The 21,343-nt window shown below is 57.8% G+C and carries 15 protein-coding genes; 1 reads left to right on the top strand and 14 read right to left on the bottom strand.

Annotated elements, in window-relative coordinates; all coding sequences use genetic code 11:
• Positions 1 to 5: 5 nt before the first annotated feature.
• The 11 genes from FE784_RS10565 to FE784_RS10515 form a co-directional block, all read right to left on the bottom strand.
• Positions 6 to 851: a carbohydrate ABC transporter permease gene (locus tag FE784_RS10565; RefSeq protein WP_139602167.1), complete on the bottom strand. Its 846-nt coding sequence runs from the start codon at positions 849 to 851 to the stop codon at positions 6 to 8.
• A complete protein-coding gene (locus tag FE784_RS10560) occupies positions 851 to 1,822 on the bottom strand; it encodes a carbohydrate ABC transporter permease (protein WP_139602166.1) in 972 nt (323 codons plus the stop codon). Before FE784_RS10560 ends, FE784_RS10565 begins: the two co-directional genes overlap by 1 nt.
• Entirely contained in the window at positions 1,819 to 4,803 is a 2,985-nt protein-coding gene (locus FE784_RS10555) for an extracellular solute-binding protein (protein ID WP_139602165.1), read from the bottom strand. Before FE784_RS10555 ends, FE784_RS10560 begins: the two co-directional genes overlap by 4 nt.
• Positions 4,800 to 5,912 carry an ABC transporter ATP-binding protein gene (locus FE784_RS10550; RefSeq protein ID WP_139602164.1) on the bottom strand — a complete coding sequence of 371 codons (1,113 nt, stop codon included), beginning with the start codon at positions 5,910 to 5,912 and terminating at the stop codon, positions 4,800 to 4,802. The genes FE784_RS10555 and FE784_RS10550 overlap by 4 nt, the downstream gene beginning before the upstream one ends.
• 393 nt (positions 5,913 to 6,305) lie before the next feature.
• Positions 6,306 to 8,162 (bottom strand): hypothetical protein, encoded by a 1,857-nt coding sequence (locus tag FE784_RS10545; RefSeq protein ID WP_139602163.1) that lies wholly within the window; start codon positions 8,160 to 8,162, stop codon positions 6,306 to 6,308.
• 43 nt (positions 8,163 to 8,205) lie between these two features.
• On the bottom strand, positions 8,206 to 9,546 hold the full coding sequence (locus FE784_RS10540; RefSeq protein ID WP_139602162.1) for a hypothetical protein: 1,341 nt from the start codon (positions 9,544 to 9,546) through the stop codon (positions 8,206 to 8,208).
• A 48-nt stretch (positions 9,547 to 9,594) separates the two neighbouring features.
• Entirely contained in the window at positions 9,595 to 10,965 is a 1,371-nt protein-coding gene (locus FE784_RS10535; RefSeq protein ID WP_139602161.1) for an ABC transporter substrate-binding protein, read from the bottom strand.
• 144 nt (positions 10,966 to 11,109) lie between these two features.
• Positions 11,110 to 12,900 (bottom strand): sensor histidine kinase, encoded by a 1,791-nt coding sequence (locus FE784_RS10530; protein WP_176706106.1) that lies wholly within the window; start codon positions 12,898 to 12,900, stop codon positions 11,110 to 11,112.
• Between the two features lie 2 nt (positions 12,901 to 12,902).
• Positions 12,903 to 14,516 (bottom strand): helix-turn-helix domain-containing protein, encoded by a 1,614-nt coding sequence (locus FE784_RS10525; protein ID WP_176706105.1) that lies wholly within the window; start codon positions 14,514 to 14,516, stop codon positions 12,903 to 12,905.
• 428 nt (positions 14,517 to 14,944) lie between these two features.
• Entirely contained in the window at positions 14,945 to 16,312 is a 1,368-nt protein-coding gene (locus tag FE784_RS10520; RefSeq protein WP_139602158.1) for an ABC transporter permease, read from the bottom strand.
• Positions 16,309 to 17,082: an ABC transporter ATP-binding protein gene (locus tag FE784_RS10515; protein WP_139602198.1), complete on the bottom strand. Its 774-nt coding sequence runs from the start codon at positions 17,080 to 17,082 to the stop codon at positions 16,309 to 16,311. Before FE784_RS10515 ends, FE784_RS10520 begins: the two co-directional genes overlap by 4 nt.
• A gap of 237 nt (positions 17,083 to 17,319) precedes the next feature.
• On the opposite strand from FE784_RS10515, the gene FE784_RS10510 reads away from it, so the two are divergent.
• Positions 17,320 to 17,622 carry a putative quinol monooxygenase gene (locus FE784_RS10510; protein ID WP_139602157.1) on the top strand — a complete coding sequence of 101 codons (303 nt, stop codon included), beginning with the start codon at positions 17,320 to 17,322 and terminating at the stop codon, positions 17,620 to 17,622.
• 135 nt (positions 17,623 to 17,757) lie between these two features.
• Here FE784_RS10510 and FE784_RS10505 read toward each other — a convergent pair whose 3' ends face one another.
• From FE784_RS10505 to FE784_RS10495, 3 genes are all read right to left on the bottom strand, one after another.
• Positions 17,758 to 19,038 (bottom strand): hypothetical protein, encoded by a 1,281-nt coding sequence (locus tag FE784_RS10505; protein ID WP_139602156.1) that lies wholly within the window; start codon positions 19,036 to 19,038, stop codon positions 17,758 to 17,760.
• Positions 19,039 to 19,044: 6 nt separating this feature from the next.
• Positions 19,045 to 19,611, bottom strand: coding sequence for a hypothetical protein (locus FE784_RS10500; protein ID WP_139602155.1), 567 nt, complete (start codon positions 19,609 to 19,611; stop codon positions 19,045 to 19,047).
• A gap of 274 nt (positions 19,612 to 19,885) precedes the next feature.
• The gene (locus FE784_RS10495) at positions 19,886 to 21,253 is read right to left on the bottom strand and encodes an extracellular solute-binding protein (protein WP_176706104.1); all 1,368 of its coding nucleotides are present in this window, start codon (positions 21,251 to 21,253) and stop codon (positions 19,886 to 19,888) included.
• Between the last annotated feature and the right edge of the window lie 90 nt (positions 21,254 to 21,343).

Here is a 21,343-nt window from a genome sequence, read left to right as displayed (position 1 = left end):
CCTTTCTACTTGATGCCCGAATGCGCCATCGTGTCGATGACTTTTTTCTGAAGCGTGAGGAATATGATGAAGTTGACCAAAAACATCAGCATCGTCGCCATGGCCGCCCGCCCTTGTCCGGCTACCGCATTGGCGAGCCCGTTGGTCAGCGAATCGATATAGAACGGCAGCGTCTTCAGCGTCTCGTCCTGCATGTACAGCGCGGACGGACCCGCGTCGCCCCACGTCGCCTGGAACGTCAGGATGGCTATCGTCGCTACGGCCGGCATGCACACCGGCATGACGATCCGCGCGAATATCGTAAATTCCCTCGCCCCGTCCAGCTTCGCCGCCTCGATCAGATCGTCGGGCACCTGATCCATGAACTGCTTCATCAGGAACACGCCGACCGGCATCGCCAGGCTGGGGACGATATGGCCGAGGAAATGGTTCATCAGCCCGAGCTTGCTGATCACCAGATAACGGGGGATGCCCACCGCTTCCGGCGCGAACATCAGCGACAGCACGATGGCCGAGAACAGCAGCTTCTTGCCCTTGAACCGGTGCTTCGACAGCGGGTAAGCGCTCATGCTGCTGATCAGCACCGTAGCCGCGACCATGCAGACGGCGACGACGATGCTGTTGAACAGGTAGCGGGTGAACGGCACGAACGATTGCTGCGCCGCGGCGATCAGATCGAACCAGTTGTCGAGCGTCGGCGTGCGCACCCAGAACGTCGGCGGATAGGCGAACAGCTCGTGGTACGGCTTGAATGCATGATTGAAAATGTAGACGATCGGCATCGCCATAAAAATGGCCAGCAGCGTCATGAACACAAGCAAAGTTTTTTGAAAACCGTCCATCCGCCGCATTACAGTTCCCCCTTGCTGTCGAACAATCTGGTGAACAGCCGGTTGACGGCGTACATCACGACGAGCAGCACGACCGAGATCGCGGCCGCGTAGCCCATCTCGTAGCGGATAAACCCGTAATCGTCGACATGATTCAGAATAAGATGGCCCGCATATTGCGGCGTCGGATTCATTTCCGACAGCTGGGCTCCAAGCCCTCCGGATTTCAGCGTCCCGACGATGGTCATCACCGCCGCGAACAGCATTTGCGGCTTGATGCTCGGAATCGTAATATAGCCGATCTCCTGCAGTCTGTTGCGGATTCCGTCTATTTTACCGGCCTCGTACAGCTCCTTGTTGACGTTGGAGATGCCGGCGAGCATCGCCAGAAAGCCGACCCCCATGCTGGACCACAGCGTAATGCCGATCATGATCGGCATTAGCATTTCCTTATCCTTCGTCCACAGCTTCGGGCTGTCCAGAATCCCCCATTCCAGCAGGACGCTGTTCAAATAGCCGAGCCGGTCCCCGCTGAAGATGATCATCCAGACGACCGCCATCGCCACGCCCATCGTCATCGAGGGCGAATACAGCACGAGCGTGTAAACCCCTTTCAGCCGGACGGGCAGCTGCGAGACGAGCCAGGCCAGCATAAAGCTCATCGCATACCCGCCGGGGCCGCATAGGAGCGCATAGATGAACGTGTTCGGGATGGCGTATTTGTAGAACACGTCGTCCTGGGTGAACAGGTCCCGGTAATTGGCCAGTCCCGCCCACTTCGGGAACTCGATTACGTTAAAGTGGGTCAAAGACAGCAGCATGGCCATCCCGACCGGAATGACGATAAACAGCATAAAGCAGATGACGAACGGGGCGAGGAACAAATACGAGTAGCGGTCCGCCCACAGCTCCCGCATATACGTGCGCAGCCGGCTATCGGTCGGGGCGGCCTGGGCCGCCCGTTTGCCGGTAATCGCGTTCAATTGGCTCATGGCTTGCTTCCGCCTCCTCCCGTGTACCCGTCCCATGGCTTGCTCAGCATCGGAACGTCCAGCTTCCTGACGACGCGTCCCTGCTCGTCGATAAACCCGAATTCCCGTTGCTTGCGGAACAGTTCCTTATTGATCTCGAACACCGCCGTCTCCAAGGCGTCGCGCGAGCTTGCCCCGTCGACGACCGTCTTGTTCCAGGCGAACTTGTACTGCCGGTCGGTGAAATATTCGCCCGGGACGCGCGGAACGTCCTTGTACCAGCGCAGCTGCTCCAATATTTGCGCCAGATCGTCCTTCGGCCACATCTGCTTTCGGAACGCGTTCATATTGGCCGTATTCCAGCGGTATTCCAGACCGTTGATCGTCTCCAAATCGACGCCGAACTGCGTTTGCACCGAATCGGACGTCCACCATTTCAGAAACTCCCAGCCGTCCGCCTGCCGTTCGCTCGACCGGAACAGCACCCCGGATTGCAGCCCTCCGCCTGCCCAGCGCACGATCTCGCCTTTGCTGTTCAACGTTCCGGGAATCGGCGCGATGCCCCATTGCCCGGTCAGCTCCGGTGCCGCTACCGTCAGCAGCAAATACGTATTCAGATCGGCGATGCCGACCGGCATCGTGCCGTAACGGAAATGCTGGTAAAAATTCGCCTGCCGGTCCAGGCCGTACACGACGAAATAATCGGTCAGCTGGCGGAACGCGTCGAACGCCTCGGGGCTGTCCAGACCGGACTTGAGGCCGTCCGGCGAATAATATTCCCCGCCGCGCTGGTACAGGAACGGGAGCAGATCTTCCGGCGGCAAGTAAAAGTTCATGCGGTTTTGCTGCAAAGTCGGAAGCATGGCGTATACGTCGTCCCACGTCTGCGGCACGGAAACGTTCAGCTTCGGCAAAATGTCCTTGCGGTAAAACATCATATTGAACGACTGCACTTCAGGCAAAGCGTAATCGCCCCCGTCGTAATGAAACGGCACGAGCGCACCCGGCAAAAACCGTTTCGCCGTCTGGGCGTAATCGGGAAAGCCGTTCAGGTTGACAAGCGCGTTCCGCATGGCAAAATCGATCGGCGTCCCTTCGCCGATGCCGAGCGCGACGTCCGGCTGGATGCCCGCGGCGTTGCCCAGTATCAAAATTTGCGGGTTGGGCATCAGATTGACATTCACCTTAATGCCGGTTTGCGGGGTAAAGTCCTGATCGACCATCTCCTGGATCAGGTTGACATAATCCCGGCCCCGCTGCACCCAGACGTTGATCGCATCCTTGTCCTTCCGCCCCTGCTCGGCAAAATTGTCCGTAAACGTCAACAAGAAGCGGGAAACCGAGTTTTTGATGCCGTTCCACCACGTTTCCCGAAAGGAAGGCAGCTTCTGCTGCGGGGTCGAGATCGCGATGCGATCCAGGTAGAGAGGCTGCTCGATCAGGCTCGTCACCATGCCGGACAGCTGCTCCTGGAGCGACCCGAACCGCTGCGGATTGTTGGCCAGCCGGTTCGGGTCCTGCTTGAACGATTGGAGGTCCCGGATGACGCTCGTAAAGCTGTAGCCGCTTTCCAGCTTATCCCCGTTGCGCTCCAGCAAATAGTCGCGGGTTTGCCGGAGCGCCGTCATAATGCCGTCCAGACGGTCGCCCAGATCGGGGATCGACTCGTTCAGCCGCCAGTTCATCCCTTTGTCGATCAGGCTTTCGTTCGCCACGCCGGTGGCCATCCGGACGTCGTCTCCGATGGCGCGCAGCTGCCTGACCGACGCTTCGATGGCGTCGATCGCCGGACGCTGCGGGGATACGTTGACCCGCATGCGCAGCGTATGCTCGCCTGCGGACAGCTTGAACAGGATAGGGTCTCCGTCTCCGTCGACAAGCGGGCCTCCCTGCCAGTCGCCATACTTGAACGGAACTTCCAGCAGCTCGCGGTACGGGACGACTCCGTCGATCGAGACGGTCCGGTATACGTTCCGTCCGCGTACGAACTTCTGCTCGTAAGCCGGCGAAACCCGGTAATATCCGTCCGCAGGAACGGTGAAGATCCATTCCGCCCACGCTCCCCGGCGGCCCCATTTCCATCCGCCCATCGTGTTGTAGACGACGGTGCTCTTGGCCTCCGGACTGACGATCGAGGAGGTGGACATGGCGATCTGCACGACCGGGTCCGACTTGCGCTCCATCCGCTCCGCTTCGATCATCGTCAGGGAAGGCTGCTGCTCTTGCGCTTCCCGCTCGTATCGCTCCTTTACCTCCGAGTAGCCGGGTATGCGCTCCGGCGATTTGAACACGAACCGGTCGAAGGCTACCGTTTCCTGCACGCCTTCCAGCCTCAGGACATGGTCGCCCTTCTCCAAATAAAACCGGTGCGGCTCGGGGTAGTCGTTCATATAATCGGAGACGTCCCACTGAATCCATTTGCGGATCTGCTCCTGCTTCGGACGTATCTCGTTGCCGTATTCGTCCTTCAGCGGCGGGTACGGGTCGTCCTCCCACAGCCGCTTCATCGTGATGAGCCGCGCTTCGTCGAACGGAAGCGCGCCGTCGATCGTCAGGCTGCGGATCATGTCGGACCGGTTGTCAGTATCTCCGGTCGCCAGCGGGTAATAGGACACGTTCAGTTGGTACAGTCCGCTTTCCGGAACGGTGAACCGGTACTCGGCGTATCCGCTGTCGCTGTCCCACCGGAGCGCCCGGGATACCCCGTCGATCGCCGCCGTCGACAGCGCCGCCTCCTGCGAGGCGGCTGCATAGTCCGCGGCCGGAATCGTCACGGCGATGCCCGGCGATACGTCGCGGTAGCCTTGCTTCTGCCAGTCGCGCAGCTTGGCGGCATAGGTGTTCGGCCCTCCGCCGTAATACAGGAACGCCTCGCCGTAGCGTTCCTCCGCGCTCAGGCCGGCGGAGCCGTCCTCTCCGGAAGCGGGCATCGCCTCGCCGGTGGCGAACCCGGCGACGAGCAGCAGGGCGAGCGCCGCTTTCCACAATCGTTTTCCATTCACCGGTTCCCAATCCTTTCTCCCGTGTCCGGATGAAAAAACAGCGCATAGTCCATATCGGCCGCAATCTCCACCCTTTCGCCCGGGTCGACCCGGTTGCGGGCGTCGGTACGCACCGTCAGCGTCAGCTCGCCGGTGTTCACATACAGGTAGCGGTCCGCCCCCATCAGCTCGGCGACGTCAACCGCACCGCTCATCAAGGCGGACGCATCCGACCGGGGACCTTTCAGGCCGAGATGCTCCGGCCGGAGTCCGAGCACGATATGCCGCAAGCTTGCGGCCTCCTGCCTCAGCTCGCGCGCAGTGGCCGCAGGGATCGGCATCTTGTGCCGTTTCGTATGAAAAAACAGCGCGCCGTGCTCCTCCTCGATTTTCCCCGGAATGACATTGATCGGCGGAGCGCCGATAAAACCGGCGACGAACAGATTGGCCGGGTAGTTGAACACCCGCTCCGGCGTATCAGCCTGCTGCACGACGCCGTCCTTCATGACCACAATGCGCGTTCCCATCGTCATCGCCTCCGTCTGGTCGTGGGTGACGTAGACGAATGTCGTTTCCAGGTCGCGGTGCAGCCTTATAATCTCCGCGCGCATATGAACGCGCAGCTTGGCGTCCAGATTGGACAGCGGTTCGTCCATTAAAAATACCTTCGGGCTGCGCACGATCGCCCTCCCGAGGGCGACCCGCTGCCGCTGGCCGCCGGACAGCTGCCGCGGCTTGCGTTCGAGGAACGGCTCGATATCGAGCGTACGGGCCGCTTTTTTCACCGCCGTTTCGATATCCGCCTTGCCCGTCTTGCGCAGCCGCAGTCCGAACGCCATATTTTCGAATACGTTCATGTTCGGATACAGAGCGTAGTTCTGAAACACCATGGCGATATCGCGAGCCTTGGGCGGCAGATCGTTGACCACTTCCCCGTCGATCGCGATCGCTCCCTCGCTCACGTCCTCCAGCCCGGCGATCATCCGCAGCGTCGTCGACTTCCCGCAGCCGGACGGGCCGACGAATACGACGAATTCTTTATTGCCGATTTCCAAATGAACGTCCTTCACTACGGCTTGGGAGCCGTGTGAATAACGTTTCCAGACATGATGGAGCAGCACGTTTGCCATAGAGAACCTCCTCTTCCGTCGTTGCCATTAAGAGGCGTAAGCCTTATCCCCATTATGGCAAACGGCGGAAGCCGGACGAATAGACGATTTTTTGAATAGCTTGAATCTGTTTACCGGATATTGATCGAATGGAGGAGAAGGACGCAGAGTGCCGCGGCGGGCAAGCGGAAGGGGTGGGAAAAGAAAGACAAAGACGCCCAGACGTCCGGCGGTCGCTCGGGAGAGCGCCAGCAGGCACGAACTGGACGTAAAGAGAAGCGGTCAGAGGCGGTAACTTGTCTGTGGGCGGGCGGTCCGCTCTATGCCGTCAAGCGGTGCCGTACGGCTCATCGACGGCCGTCGCCATCTCGCCGATGGCTGTCAGTGACTCTTTACCGCAGCCGGAGGCGCAATCTACCGCTTCGTAACGGTCCATTCCTTGAAATCCCATATCGTCGTATGCGCTCCATCCTTCAGCTCCATCAAGCCGCTGCCGACGGCGGAATGGAGAAACGGATTGCCGATCAGCGGCCAGCGCTCGAACCGGACGGGCTCGCCATTGACCGTGCGTTCCCCATCATACGTGATACGCAGCACGTCGCCCGACAAGGAAGTATAAGCGACCGTCGGCGCAGCCTCGGCGATGGCCGAGTCGTCCAGCCGCGTGCGAAGCAGCACCTGCCCGCGGAACCGCTCAAGCACGGCACGGATGGCCGCCTGTTCGTCAAGACCGGCATCCTCACGCTCCGCAAAGCCCGCAGGGTCGGCCGCCTCGACGACGACGCCGTTCTTCAGCCCTTCGCTGCGCAATCGGCGGTGACCGCTTCCGTCCTCCAGCCACCGGTAAGGCCGGAGCGGCCGGACGGCGATCAGCACGGAGCCTCCGTGGGCGAACAGCCAGCCGGAAGCGTCCTCCGCAAGCTGCAGAATGGCCGTCCCGGAGATGAAGCCGTCGATATAAGGATCGCGGTCGGACGGAAAAGGATCGCGAGGTCCGTACTGGTACGTCTCTCCCGACGGAATGTTCACCAGCGAGACAAGCGCTCCTTTGGCTTGAACGACCTGCTCGTAAGGCGAGGAGCCGATCCATTTCTCGACGTATCGCTCCTCCGCGCGGCCGAAATCGGGAAACGGATGATTGAAGAACAGCACGCTGGAAGGCTGTGCGGAATCCCAATCGAGCGACCACCGCCGCGTCTGCCCGGTCATGACCACATCGCCCTGCTTGCCGTCCGCCATGCTGCCGAGCGTAAATCCTTTGGCGACATAGTTGTACTTGTAGACGCCGGCGCGGCTGACATAACCGTAGCCTTTGATCCGCACGTCGGCCCCCGCCACATCGTTCGTGCGGTGATTGTCGTTTGTCGTCTCCCCGGTGCCGATGACATCGTGCGTTTCCCGGTGCTCGAACGGAGCGTCGCGGTCCTGCGCCAGCCGGACGATGCCCGCAGGCGCACGGTAGGCGGACAAGGCGTTGATGACGGCATAATGGCATTCTCCGCTCGGGAAGTCCGGCTCGCGGCCCCCGAAATAAAGCCACGCTCCCGTCGTTCCGGCCGCCGCGTTCGTAATCGTTTCCGTCGGATGGTAATCCCGCGAATGGGCTCCGGTGAATATGCCGTTCAGCCAATCGCCGGCCGTGTTCGCCAGCAGCCAGTCGATCGTCATGCCCGCCTTCCTCCGAAGCTGCGGATCAAGCGAGAAATCGTACAGCGTAGCAAGCGTGTTTATATAAAAGACGCTGTAAGTCGTCGAATCGAATTCGCCCTGCCCGTAATGCGTAATCCGCGTGAAATACCGGCCCAGGTATTCGGCGCAGCGGCTGCGGACGTCGGCTGCCCGCTCCCAGTCGGGCCAGACTTGCCCCGTCAAAAAGCCGGCCACGGCGTTCATGATGCGGTGATTCTCGGTGCCGCCCTGCAGGCTGTAATGGTCGGCCGCCGTCATGCTTTCCTTCACTTTCCCGCTCAGCGTACCGTCATACAAGTGACCGAATCGGAGCATCGCATCGATATTCGCATGGCGGAAAAACATCGCCGCATTCCCCGGATCATCGTTCGTTTCCGCTATGTGCTTCAAAGCCGTATCGGTCTCCGTGCCAAGCCCCAGCCGGGCTATGGCATGGAACATGCGTCTTCTCGGCACGTCGTCGTCCGGTACCGGGCACCGGATCGTCTGCTCCAGCAGCAGCCGGCCGCGGGCGGCAAAAGCTTCATCCTGTCCGTCAACGCCGGTGTGCGGCGTGAGGACAGCTTCTCTATCGTTGTTCATGGCTTCCGCTCATCGCTCCTCTATATCGGTATGGAATAGCGCTTTACGGGCTGTCCGGTCCTTCGTAAGCGACAATCATGTATGTTTCATTTCCCTCCAGCCCCGTAACCGTATAGCCGGTCTGGCCGCAGAGAGGCAGCGTCTGCCTGACGCCGTCCCAGCCGATCACTTCGAGCCGGAGGGCGCCGGGGGGAATCCCCGTAACCGTATAGGTAGTGCCGGGGTGGTTGGTCCAGTAAGGCCGGTTTTGCCATACCCACATTTTTTTGCCTGCGCCTTCCAGCACGTATTCTCCGCTTTGTTTCGGGTCGGCGGCCACAAGCGACATGCCCTGTGCGGCGGCAAGGGCCCGCTCCAGCGTTTGTCCGCGCTCCGTCGGCGTCCACGGGGTCAGACTCGTATTCAGACCGTACAAAGGGTCGGCCGCTTGCGATTTGAACAAGCTCCATGGAAAAACGAGCCGTGCCGCCGACGTATGGCCGTCGTTTTTCACCACGCCCACGCCGTCCCAGAATGCGGTCAGAAACCCTTTGGCCGCTTCCTCTTCGGTCACGCCGCGCTTCTTGTAGTTGAATTCCGACGTGTAAAAATGAATGTCCGCGGTAATGCCCGACACGCTTTTGATCGCATCGAAATTGCTCTGTGCGGAAAACTTGTACATCCCTTCCATAGGGGCGTATTGGTAATCGAAATACGTGTGCAGATCGATGCCGTCCAGCTTGCCGTCATTCCACAAATCGGCTATCGCCGGCCCGTAGCCTCTCAGCGTGTAATCGCTGTGGCTGTTCTGCCGGGCGAATCCGCCGGGGATCGCCTTCAGCGCCGGATCGACGGAATGGATGCCGTCCGCCAGGCCTTCCAGGGCATCGTGGTAATCCGCTTTCGGAATCAGGTTCTCGACGTCGGGCTCGTTCATCGCGGCGTACACCGTAATGCCCCAATCCGCGATGCCTTGCTCCTGCCCCCACGTGCCGTTCGGCCGGAACCGTTCCGCAAAGTCGCGTCCGATATCGTACCATTTGGCATAACCGCCGAGCGGCGTTCCCTGGCCCGCGTACGAGCCGTAATATTCGAACAGCAGCATCGGCGTAATGCCGTATTCATAAGCTTGAAGCATAAGGGCGTCGAGCCGCTCCGGCGTCGGAGCGTCGCCCGCGTAATAGTAATTCGGGTACATGTTGATTCGCGCCATGGACGCTCCGATGTCGTTCAGCGCCTGAAACTGGCTGGCGTAGGCCGTGCTTCCGTTGGCAAAGTTGCCTGCCCCGACAATGGAACCGATCTGCTGGCCGTCATCCAGGCCGTAAACGGTCGTCGCCGCGAGCCACGTGCCGGCCAGCAGCGCCAGTGCGATCGGCTTCGTCCTCCTCGTGAACGTTGACAAATCCCTTCCCCTCCTCGTCGCATCTCCTTCCCTTCTTGCCGCTTCTTGCTATTTCTTCATCTGCTTCTCCGCTTCTTTTTGCAGCTCGCTCCACTGCGCGTTGAATTCCTTCACCTTCGCCGGCACCTGGGTGTATACGTCGAAATTGTCGTTGAACAGATTTTGCCCGAGCCACGTTATGAAGCCTTCGTAAGCGACCTCGGTGCCCGGCATATTGTTCATCATGCCGACGCCCTCGTCGTTCGTTTTCTCGACCTGGTACAAGATCGCATCGGTGACGTCTTTCTTATTGATCGTTTTCTCCCACGCTTCAATATGCTCTTTTTCTTTGGGGAAAGCGGGAATCGTAATTTTTTGCTTGATCTGCTCCATCTGCCCTTCGCTGTCGTAGGCCAGGAATTTGATCAAATTCCACGCTTCCTCCTTGTTCTTGCTCGTGGAGGACAGCGCGATGCCGTCGAGCGCTCCGTAGCCCTGCTGCTTGCCCGGTCCGACCGGCGCGGGCACGACGCCGTAATTCAGGCCGGCCTCGTCGAACTGCTTCATTTTCAGCCAGGTGAACGACATGCCGGACGTTGCTTTGGCGAAGCTCGGTCCGCCGGCCAGCCCTTTCGCCTGCGTAACCTTGCCCGGAGATAACCCGTCCTTCACGACCATGTCTCGGAAAAACTCAAAACCTTTGAGCGCTCCCTGGCTGTCCAGCGTCATCAGGGTGCCATTGGCGTTGAACGTCGACCCGCCCCATGCGCCGCCGACGATATGCAGCATATTCGGCAGCGAAGCCTCGAAGGCGTGCACCTTGTTCTCGACCAGCTTGCGGCCGGCATTGAGCATATCCTCGTACGTCCAGTTCGTCTTCGGCTCCGGGATGCCGAATTTTTGAAACAAGTCCTTATTGTAAAAAATCATGAATTGCGAGTGAATCCACGGCAAGGCATAGCGCTTACCCCCGTATACGCCGCGGCTTTGCAGGGACGGGTAATATTTGGTCATGTCCACGCCGGTCTTCTTGATGTATTCGTCCAGCGGGGCGACCCAGCCTCTGGCCGCGTATTCCCCGGCGCCTACGTTGGGGCTTACGCGAAGAATGTCGATCTGCTCGCCGGAAGCGAACAGGGCGGTATTGGCGGTAATGATGTTCTCCCCTTGATTCGGCTTGACCATGTCCACCTTGACCGTCACGTGCGGGTTTTTCTCCTGGTACTTCTTGATCGCCGGCGCCAAGTCCTGATCGAACGTATCGTAAGTGGTATGCTTGATGACGAGCGTGATCGGGTCTTTCGGCTTATTCGTCTCCAGCTTGCTCTCTTTGCCCCCGTCGGCTCCCGACGAGCCCGATGAACATGCCGCCGCCGTTACCGCCAGCATGGATGCCAGCATAACCGCTGCCGGCTTTTTCAACATCTGCCCCTTACTCACATGGAATACCTCCCGTATTGGTGTTGCCCCCGAATTTGCCGGAATGCGCTGACTCCCGGCTGTTTCCAGCCTATCGCACCGGGAAGCGGTTTGGAATTGAAGCTGTTTACTTCTCCTTGAATTTGTTTACAAGTGTGATAGCGCTTACTCATAGCGTGCGGGGAAGCGGATCAGCACGGTTGTGCCCATCCCCTCCTCGGAGGAGTAGAACAACCCGAAGGCCGGACCGTACACGAGCTGGAGCCGTTCGTTCACGTTTTTGATGCCGTAGGAATGAGCCAGCTCCAACGACCGCCCGGAGCGGAAGCAGCAGTTAATCTCGTCCAGACGCTCCCGGGAGATCCCGCCGCCGTTGTCGATGACCCGGAGCACGATATCGTCGCCCTCCTTCCAGCCGTCAACCCGGATCCAGCCGTTGCCCTCCTTGTTCATGATCCCGTGATGAATGGCGTTCTCCACCAGCGGCTGAAGCAGCAGCTTCAGGCATTTATGGGCGTACACGGCCGGCTCGACGCTGATATCGTAGGCGAATTTCGTCCCGTACCGGATCTGCTCGATGGCCAAATAATTGCCGATATGCTCCAACTCGTGCCTGACGGTGACGACGTCCATGCCGCGCGACAAGCTTTGCCGGTAATATCGGCCGAGCTTGGAGACTAGATCCGTAATTTTGTCGTAATCGCGGTTTTCGGCCAGCCAGACGACCGAAGCGAGGGTATTGTACAAAAAATGGGGGTTGATCTGCGCTTGCAGGGCGCGGATTTCGGCGTTTTTTTCCTTGTAGTGGCTTTCCTGCAGCCGGTGCAGCAGCTCGTTCGTACGGGCGATCATCTCGTTGAAGCTTTCCCCCAGCATGCCGATCTCGTCGCGCGAGCGAATCTCCGCCTTGACGTCGAAGAAGCCGGAGCGGACTTTGCGCATGACTTCCGCCAGCCGTTTGATCGGACGGGATATCGAATACGCGATGCCGAGCGAGCCGACGAGCGACACCGCCAGCACCAGCAGCAGAATAACGCCGAGCCCCCTCATGATTCGGTCGCGGTCGCTCAGCAGCTCGCTGACCGGAATCGCGCCGATGATGACCCAGTCCACGCTCTCCAGCTTGTTGAATACGAACAAGTAAGGGATGCTCCGGTAGTCCCGGACGAAGCTTCCTTCCTTTTGCAGCACGGCCTGCATATACGTGTAGCTGTACTCGAACTTGCCGACCCCGCTGCGCTCCGTTCCGGAGATGACGATGCCGTTTTTGTCGATCACGTGGAAGATGGTGCCGGCCGGTACGTCGACGTTTTTCAGATACCGGTAAACGCTTTCCTCGGCGATATTGACGACTACGGTTCCGCGGTAGGCGCCGGCGGCGGAATCGAATATTTCCCGCGTCAGCTTGAGCACGTTCTCGCCGTTATGGCTCTCGCTCCCGTAATCGATCCGGTGCGTAGGCACCCAGGTCAAGCCTTTGGAGTACCGGTTGTTCGAGAAGCTTAAATATCGCCGCTTCGTTTCCTCGGCATCTTCGGCGTCCGAACGGAAATCGTCCGAAGGAATGAACAGCTCCCTTTCTTTGTTCAACAAAAACACGGAGACGATGCCCGGGTCGGACTCGATATATTTGCCGATGGCGCCCCGCATGCGCTCCTTGTCGCGGTCGTCCTGGAGAAGGCGCTCCGAAGCCAGCTCGCCGATCGCCGGATCGTTCAGAATCAGGTTCGAGATGCGCAGCAGCATATCCATGCGGGAATCGATCAGCTTGTTCGTCTGCTCCAAAATGTTGCGGATATTCTCCGTCCCTTTCTGCTCCATCTTCTCCGTAAACAGCGACAAAGAGAAGTAGGCTCCGACCGTCAGGGCGAACGTGACCATTACGGCTGTCATCAAAAAGATGCGAAAAAAGATGCGGGTGCCCAGCCAGCGGACGAACCAATTGTCCTTGCTCATGTTCATTGCTCCCGGTACTCGGTCGGATTGACGCCGGTCACCTTTTTAAACAAAGTACTGAAATAAAACGGGTCCTTCATGCCGACCTCGAAGGTGATCTCCGATACCCTCATCGTCGTGCCGCGCAGCAGGTGCTTGGCTTTCTCGATGCGCGTCCGGGTCAAGTATTCCGTGAAGGTGCAGCCCATCTCCTGCTTGAAGAGCCGGCTGAAATAGGACGTATTCATCTGCAGCTCCTCGCTTAACCGGTTAATGGACAGGTCCTCGATCCGGTAATGGACGTCTATGTATTCGACTGCCCGCTGGATGACGGAGCGCGTCTTGTTGCCCCTCTTGTCGCGCACGAAATCGGAAATTTCCGCGAACATCGTCCGCAGGCCCCGCTGCATGTCGTCCATCGTCCGGTAATGGTCGACCGCGGAATACGGATCGAACTCTTTGCCGTATATTTCTTTGAGGCGCACGCCGGATTGCAGCAGCTGCCGGAGGGCGACGGCCAGAAATTCCTTCATGTACAGCTTGATGTCGGAGATAGGCAGTCCGGCGCTGCCGCGAATGGCGGCGAATACCGCGTCCAGCTCGCCGCGGATGCCCGCCTTGTTGCCGAGCCTGACGGCTGTCGTCAGCTTCTCGATATGCTTCTCGGAGATCGTCACCCGGTCCGGCTCGTCTTCGAAATTGATGTAGTCGACCGGTATGACGCTGTTATCCCCGATCAGAAAGCGGTACTCGAGCGCCTCCAACGCTTCCCGGTATGATCCGGCTATGCCCTCCAGACCGTGCTTGACGCCTCCCAGGCCGATGGAAACCGGCATGTCCAGACTCGCGAATACGTGCGATTTCAAGCTTTCCGGCAAATCGAACAAATGGGTCTGTTCCCCGTCGTCCCCTTCGACAATGCACACAATATTGGCGTTCAGGCCGCTGAACACCAGAGCCCGCCTCCGGTTGCGCATAAAGGCTTCGATTTCGTCCCGCAGCATAAGCAGCAGCAGCTCTCCGGCATCCACGCCGTTCTGCGCGTCGGCGGATGGGATCGTGTCCGCTTCCGGCTCGACGACCCATACCGCAAACCGTTCGCCGGTCAAGGCGATCTCAAGCGATTCCAGCTTCTGTCTCGCCTCCCGCTCGTTCATGCGCCCTTCCACCAGCCGGGTCAGCACTTTCTCGCGCAGAAGCGGGAAGCTTTCCTGCAGACGCTTCATAGTCAGCTGGAGCGTCGATTCGGCCCGCCGGTGTCCGGTGACCTCCTGCTTCGCCTGGAGCACAATCTGCTCCAGCTCCCTGCTCGTAAACGGCTTCAGCATATACTTCATGGCGGAAAACTCTAGCGCCTGCTGGGCGAACTCGAATTCCTCGTAGCCGGACAGCACCACAATCTTGATATTGGGGTGAAGCTTGCGCGCCTCCCGGCACAGCTGAATGCCGTCCATGTACGGCATGTGAATATCGGTAAGCAGGATGTCGACCGGCCCGTTCTTCAGCATGTCGAGCGCAACTTTGCCGTTCTCGGCCGCCCCGACCAGCTCGATCCCCATGCCGGACCAATCCATCTTGTTCCGGATGCCGTCGCGAATAATCAATTCATCGTCGGCCAGCAGCAATTTGACGGTCATGGCCATTCCTCCGATCCATCACATTGTTTGCGGTAATGATACCGTTTTCATAAAAAACATCGGATCTGACTGCGTTCCTCCGGCGCCGCGACAACGACGCCGGAACGCCTAGCTCGATTGTACCAAATAGGGTTCTGCCGCCGGAATGGACATTTTTGCGTTTTCCTTTAAACCGTTTACACGTTCATCGGGCAGACTTTCCTTTCATTCCCGAAGAACCGTGGTTGAAGCGGCTTGATGGCCAATGAAGCCCGGATACATATCGGCGACTATGTAGCTACACAGCAGTCCCTGAACCGAATACTGCTTTTCGGTCCACATTTCTAACAAAAACCGTTCGGGAAAAAAACTGAAGTTGCTCCAATCCCCATTTCTGAGTCAAGAAAAAAACCGTTCCCGGCGTAGAACCGGAAACGGTATGCACAAGCTTACACATCACGGCGTAACGCCCGAAGCACGTCGACCTGGGTCGCCCGCTTCGCCGGACGGGCTCCGGACAGAACGGCGACTCCCAGCGAGATGACAGCGGCCAACACTGCCAATAGCGGCGGAATAAGCGAGAAGCGGAAGTCGCCGGGTACCTGTTCATTCAGAAAGGATTGAATAAGCATAGGCAGCGCTGCATTTACCGCAATCGAGAGCGCATAGGAGACGACAATGCCGATGATTGCCCCGAGCAGGCCGATGAATCCGCTCTCGAGCAGGAAAATGCGGCGAATTGTCGACGGATGCGCGCCGATCGCCTTCATAATCCCGATGTCCTGGGCCCGCTCGGTCACCGCCATCGTCATCGTGTTGAAAATGCCGATCGACGCGATCAGAACGGCGATCGTACCGACGAAGACGAGGCCGATCTTCATGATCAGAAACACCATATTGACCTGCTCCAGCTCATTTGCGATCGAATGGTTCAAATAACCTGCCGAACGAATTTGCTCGCCGATCGCCTTCACATTTTGGCCATTGTCGGCAATCGCCTGCACTCCGTTGTATGGCCGCGGCTCGTTCAGAGGCTTTGGCATCCCCTTGCCCGGCTCCTCTTTGGAGGCGTTCTGCGGGAATACGGCTCCGAGCCGCGTACCGGTGATGGACTCGATGCGCTGCAGCAGCCCCTCGTCGATGTAAATATTGTTGTCCTTGTTCCACTCGCGCGACGGCTTCTTGGCGACGCCGACTACGGTCGCGGTCAGCGGCGTCTTCTGTTCGACGCCGTTCACGCGCTGAACAACCTCCAACTGCATGCTCTTGCCGATCCACTCCTTGGCCGGGGCGGTCTGCCGCTTCGCTTGCGCAGTCGCGGCAGACACCTGCCCGGTTTCGTCGCTATCCGGTTCTGTTTCCCGAACATGGTAGCCGATCACGATTTCGTCGGCAGTGCGGGGCAGCCTACCCTCGCTGAGGCCAAAGCCCGCTTTCGTCTCGGCTTCGAAATCGACCGCTATCGTTGCGCCACCCGATACGACCGTCCCGTCAACGGTCGGCTTCAAATGTTGCTGTACGAAATTGCGATACGTTACCGCCTTGACATGCTCGACCGAGCGCAAGTATGCGATGTCCTCGGAGTTCAACACGCTGAGTGTTTTGCCGTTCGTTTCCTTGCCCCATACATCGACTGCCGTCACAAGCCGATCGCCGGTAATTTTATCGACAATGCTCTGCTGCAAGCCGAAGCCTACGGATGCGAGCACGATCAGAAAAGCGCACCCCATCGCGGTAGCGAGCACGGTCATGAACAGCCGCGATTTGTTCTTTTTCATATTTTGCCGGACGAACCGGACCTGATCTTTCCATTTCATCGTCTGCTCTCCTCATCGTTCAAGCTTGCTTGCCACACAGCCGGCGAATCGGCCTGACCGATACCGTTCGATAGAAACCCGCTGCCATGCGGCCGCGGACGAATCCGGCCGTCCTGAAGCAGAACGGTGCGATGGGCAACCTCGGCGACTTGTTCGTCATGCGTAATCATAAGGAAAGTAATGCCCTGCTCCCGGTTCAGCTCCCCGATGAGCGCAAGCAGCTGACGCTCGTTGTCGCTGTCCAGACTTCCGGTGGGCTCGTCCGCCAGCACGACGGGCGGGTTCAAGACGAGCGCGCGGGCGACCGATACGCGCTGCTGCTGTCCGCCCGACAACTCGCCCGGATAATGGCCGGCGCAATCGGACAAGCCGACCCGCTCGAGCAAATCGTTTACCCGCTTCCTCCGCTGAGCCAGTCCGACTCCTTTCAGCACAAGCGGCAGCTCGACGTTCTCGAAGGCGGTCATGCTCGGAATGAGCTGGAAGCTTTGGAATATGAAGCCGAAATGCTCCAGCCGAAAATCCGCCCACTGTCCTTCGCTAAACTTCGTTACCGTCCGCCCCCCGACCCGGATATCGCCGATAGTGGGCCGGATGTATCCGGAAATAAGATTGAGCAGCGTCGATTTCCCCGAGCCGCTCCGCCCGACGATCGCCACAATTTCTCCTTGCTTTACGTGCATGTCGATATGATGAAGGACGGGGACGATCCGTTCCCTTCCCTTTTTGCCGATTGCGAATTGATGGCTGACAGCCTGAACTTCTATCATCATGAAGCCTCCGTTTTTGAACGTTCTGCTTGCCGCAGCAGCGACCGCAAAAACTACTATAACGGAGAACACTTAAGCAATAAGAAACGAAACGTTAAAAATATCTTAAGATAATCTGTAGAATACTTATAAGATAAATGTCGCGTTTCTACAATACGAAGTTTTCAAAGTTAAATATAATTCTATACATCAGTTCCACGATTGCGTGTTTGTCCAATACTAGTATGAGGTGATTCTATGAGCAGAATCGGAATGTATGTGAAATTCACGGCCAAATCCGGTCAGAGAGACAATTTGGTGAACATCCTTTTGGAAGGCGCGGCCTCCGAGCAGCCGGTCAAGGAATGCGAGCTGTATATCGTCAATATTTCGGATACCGAGCCTGACGCCGTTTGGGTAACAGAAGTATGGAGCCATTCCGAAGCACAAGAGGCCTCCCTTGCCAAAGAAGAAACAAAAGCAGCTATACAACGCGCTATGCCGTTAATAGCAGGGGTCGAATCCATCAAGCTGACGCCTGTCGGCGGAAAAGGACTGTAATTTCTGAAGGGCTCCCACGCGGCAGCCTCTTCCGATTCGCGGCGGGCTTCTTCCTACCAAGCCCCGCCGCTTATTCGCGTTGCAATGCGTTCGGACGCGACGAACTCACTCCTTCGTCGGATTGGCTTGCAGGTTCTAATCGAACAAGCTCTCGTTCATGAGACCCAGCAGCAGCCCCGCCGAAGCGATTGCGCTCGTCCAGCCGCTCTCGATGCAATAAGGCCCCCAGCCCGTGTCTCCGTTGTTGCCGAAATATTCGTCGCGATCCATATCGTAAGCCCTCATCCATCCCCCGTTAAACCGCTGGTCCGAGCTGCGGATCTGGATTCTGCACATAAACTCCGACAAGGAACGATACAGCTCCGCGTATTTCTTGTCGCCTGTCGCCTTCCATGCTTCCCAACTGTTCATCAGCAAGAAATTGTTCGTATACAGCTGGTCGGCGATGCCTTCGCCATTGAACAGGAATACGCCTGCATCCTCTTTCCCGAACCGATTCGGGTCCGGATTGTCCGCTTCCTGGATTCCTCCGGCCGCATGCTTGTGCGACAGCAAGTAGGCGGTAATCCGTTCCAAGCCTGCAGCAATCTCGCCGGTACGGTCATGCTTTGCCAAAAAGCCGAGCGGCAGGACGAGCCTATTGAGCCCGGAAGTCCGGCTGTACATAAAGCGCAGCTCCCGGTCGTGCGCGAGCAAGTATAACGCGCCTTTCAAGGCGGTATCCAAATAGTCCCGCTCTCCCGTAACCAAGTAGGCTTGAATGAAAGCGGCATGGGCGATGCTCTCGAAGTGCGGGTTCATACTCGGCGGCAGCTCCCGCGAAGCGCGCTCGCGCCCGATAGCCGCAAGCTGCGAGCCCGTCAATACGTTCGGCCGCAGACCGGTATCGGGATTTTGCGTCGCAAGAAGCGCCTGTGCCGTCATCAGCCCGCGCCTTCCGTACTCCTCCACTCCTGTCTTGCGATACAAATAGAGCAGCACGAAGCATACCCACGCGTTATCGTCCGTGAACATCTGATCGGGCTGCTCCGCCGGGAAATCGTACCACTTGAAAAAGCCGTAGGACGGCGATTCCGGCGAAGTTTCCTGATAGCCGTTAGCGAACAAGTACTCCATCAAATTGCGGGAAACCTTCTCCCCGTATTCGTCGCCGCTATATTTGCCGTATAGATGAAAAAACAGCGCGGCGTGAGCATGGCAATCCGGCCTGCGGTCTCGCGACAAGGCGGCCGTAACGGAGTGAATATTTTCGTAAAGGCCCGCCGAGCCGTCCCGTTCAGGGAGCATGCCGGAATTCGCGAACCAGTCCACGCTTGCCGCGACGGCTTTGGCCGGCTCGGTCTCGCCGCTTGCCGCAATTTCCTGACCCCACATGCGAAACGGGATGCCGGTCTGCTCCGACAAAGCCGAGATCACGAGCGCCTATCGCCCGTAAGGTCTCAGCGCTCTTTTGCTGCGCACAGACAGCAGCGAGAACGCCGCATAGACGCATAAGCCTTGTCCAAGCTCTCTGATGAACAATCCGGGATGTGCTTGCTCGCCGCGGATGTCCGCGATATGAGTTTGACGATAAGGTCCGTATTCCAGCCATCTCTCGGTATAGATCGGGAATCCGGCCGCCATGCATCCTTCCCACTCGAGCAGCGAGCCGGCAGGCACCCCTTCCTTTGCTTCGCACACTCGCAATTTCTCCATCGTCCTGCGGTTTCTGGGAAAATCCTGCTTCCATCCGAACAGCCTGGAGCTTGGAAAATCGAACGCGCCGATCAATTCCGCATAAAGCTTTCCACCCGATTCCACATAGTTCCACAGCCTGCGAACATTCTCATGCGACAGAAACGTCTCCTCTTCGAGCCTTGGCGTACCTATCAGCATAACGGCTCCGTATAGCTCCAAGCTCTCGCTGTCCAACTGCTCCATCGAGAACGCTTTCATTCCACCGACCGCTTCATAATCGAGCGGCTCGGCCGAAAATACTGCTACCTTCATCGGCTTCTCCTCCTTGTGCTCCACTTCAGCGATATTTGTGGTTCATATGTAGTATATAAATTCCCGATTAAATAATAGCATAATTATTTTTTTTCGGTCAATTGGTTTTTTGTAGTTGAATAGAGACAAGAGAAAAGTATCGTCGCCTCCGCATGTTTATGGGTGCTGATGCGCATTTTGTTTGTAATCGAACCTACAAATAGCCCAGGCGACCTTAACCGTCACCCGGGCTTCTTGTTCTTGTATCGTATGCATGTTTGAGGCTCGGCGCCCCTTAAGGTTTCAACTGTTTATTGAACAAACGAATCAGACCGTCTTCGTCAACCAATCGGGAGAAATATTGCCCCAAGCACCCGCCCAACAGTTGTATCTCGTCAAAAGTCAGCTTTAGCCGATCCTGAGTCGCATAGTGTGGAATCAATTCCCTGTGCAGCTCCAAACGGGCGGGCTTATTAGGCAACTCGGGCTGGGCCGACTCCGTTATCCATTTATTCGCAGGCAGACTGAACGAATGGCGTCGGATGAATGATTGGCTTGGCTCGGACAACAAATAATCCGCGAAGCATCTTGCTTCATCCTTCCGGGCGGACATCGACCCTACGGCGATACCGGTGGTCAGAAGCTGCGTATCGTGGGTGCGGGACTTCGGAAGCTGAGCGATATCGAACGGGAAATCGGCGTCGATCAATTGATTCAGCCGGTAATAGGTCGTAAGAATGACCGAAACCTTCTGCTGCTTGAACAGCTTCTCGGCGTCATGCTCTCCGAATGACATCACAAGCGGGAAGAGGCCGTCTTCGTGAATGAGCTCGCGTATGAACCGCAGCAAGCCCAGCATGTCCGGATCCTCGATCGACAGGCGGCCGTTCTCGTCCCGCCGGAATTCCGCCCGGTTCTGGAGGAAGAAAATCGGCCAACGGGTATACGAGGACAAGTGGAAAAACAGGCCGAACCGGTCCGGAGAAGAGACTTTGGTCAACGCATCGCGCAAATCGTGCCAATCCCAGCTGCTGTCCGGCTCGAACAGACGGCGCTGCCGGAAATGCTCCTTATTGTAGCAAAGGATGACCGGTGAAAAAATAAACGGCCTGACCGCTACCGTCCCCTCTTCGGTCGCGAATAAATCGTTCAGGAAAGGATAAACTTCTTGCGGCTCGGGATAGTGCTCGAGCACGTGCAGGTTATCGTTTTCGCGGAAATGTGCATAGTCGATGTGGTTCAATGTAATGACGTCGACGATTCCGGATTGCAGCAGCTGCTTGACGCTTTCCGCTTGAAAGTAGGGCAGCTTCAACGGCTCGATCCGTATATGGGGATGCTCCTCCTGAAACCGTGCGATGAGCTGTCCAATATTCGCTTCCTCGTACAGGGACGGGTACACGCCGAAGCGGACTACCGTTTGCTGCGGCCGCGAGGCTACTTGGGTACCGACTCGGGGAATTTTGAGAATAAGGCCGTCATCCACCAGCTTCTCCAATACGAGGCGCACGGAGTTTTTACTCAGCAGAAATTGGTCCGCCAATGCCGTTTCCGCGGGCAAAAAATCGCCGGGCTTGTAAACTCCCTTCAGTATGTTTTGACGGATGGAGTTCATCATTTCGTTCAATCGATTCTGAAACGTATTGCGATCCGGTTTGGCCATCTGGCTTGCTCCTATAAGCTTGATTGGAATGTGCGTAGCGCCTAAAGAATCTGGTATATATAGAGTATACAAAAATGACAAAAAAATTAC

It is taken from the genome of Paenibacillus hemerocallicola, from assembly GCF_006265175.1.
GTDB classification, from domain to species: domain Bacteria; phylum Bacillota; class Bacilli; order Paenibacillales; family NBRC-103111; genus Paenibacillus_AB; species Paenibacillus_AB hemerocallicola.
The sequence above is the reverse complement of the archived record's forward strand: the minus strand, read 5'-3'. Positions and strand labels throughout refer to the sequence as shown.

Bases quoted from the DNA above. Each gene is read 5' to 3' on its own strand.
- FE784_RS10520 (WP_139602158.1), bottom strand. From the start codon at position 16,312: ATGAAATGGAAAGATCAGGTCCGGTTCGTCCGGCAAAATATGAAAAAG.
- FE784_RS10560 (WP_139602166.1), bottom strand. From the start codon at position 1,822: ATGAGCCAATTGAACGCGATTACCGGCAAACGGGCGGCCCAGGCCGCC.
- FE784_RS10500 (WP_139602155.1), bottom strand. From the start codon at position 19,611: ATGAAGGTAGCAGTATTTTCGGCCGAGCCGCTCGATTATGAAGCGGTC.
- FE784_RS10530 (WP_176706106.1), bottom strand. From the start codon at position 12,900: ATGAGCAAGGACAATTGGTTCGTCCGCTGGCTGGGCACCCGCATCTTT.
- FE784_RS10550 (WP_139602164.1), bottom strand. From the start codon at position 5,912: ATGGCAAACGTGCTGCTCCATCATGTCTGGAAACGTTATTCACACGGC.
- FE784_RS10545 (WP_139602163.1), bottom strand. From the start codon at position 8,162: ATGAACAACGATAGAGAAGCTGTCCTCACGCCGCACACCGGCGTTGAC.
- FE784_RS10495 (WP_176706104.1), bottom strand. From the start codon at position 21,253: ATGGCCAAACCGGATCGCAATACGTTTCAGAATCGATTGAACGAAATG.
- FE784_RS10510 (WP_139602157.1), top strand. From the start codon at position 17,320: ATGAGCAGAATCGGAATGTATGTGAAATTCACGGCCAAATCCGGTCAG.
- FE784_RS10525 (WP_176706105.1), bottom strand. From the start codon at position 14,516: ATGACCGTCAAATTGCTGCTGGCCGACGATGAATTGATTATTCGCGAC.
- FE784_RS10565 (WP_139602167.1), bottom strand. From the start codon at position 851: ATGCGGCGGATGGACGGTTTTCAAAAAACTTTGCTTGTGTTCATGACG.
- FE784_RS10515 (WP_139602198.1), bottom strand. From the start codon at position 17,082: ATGATAGAAGTTCAGGCTGTCAGCCATCAATTCGCAATCGGCAAAAAG.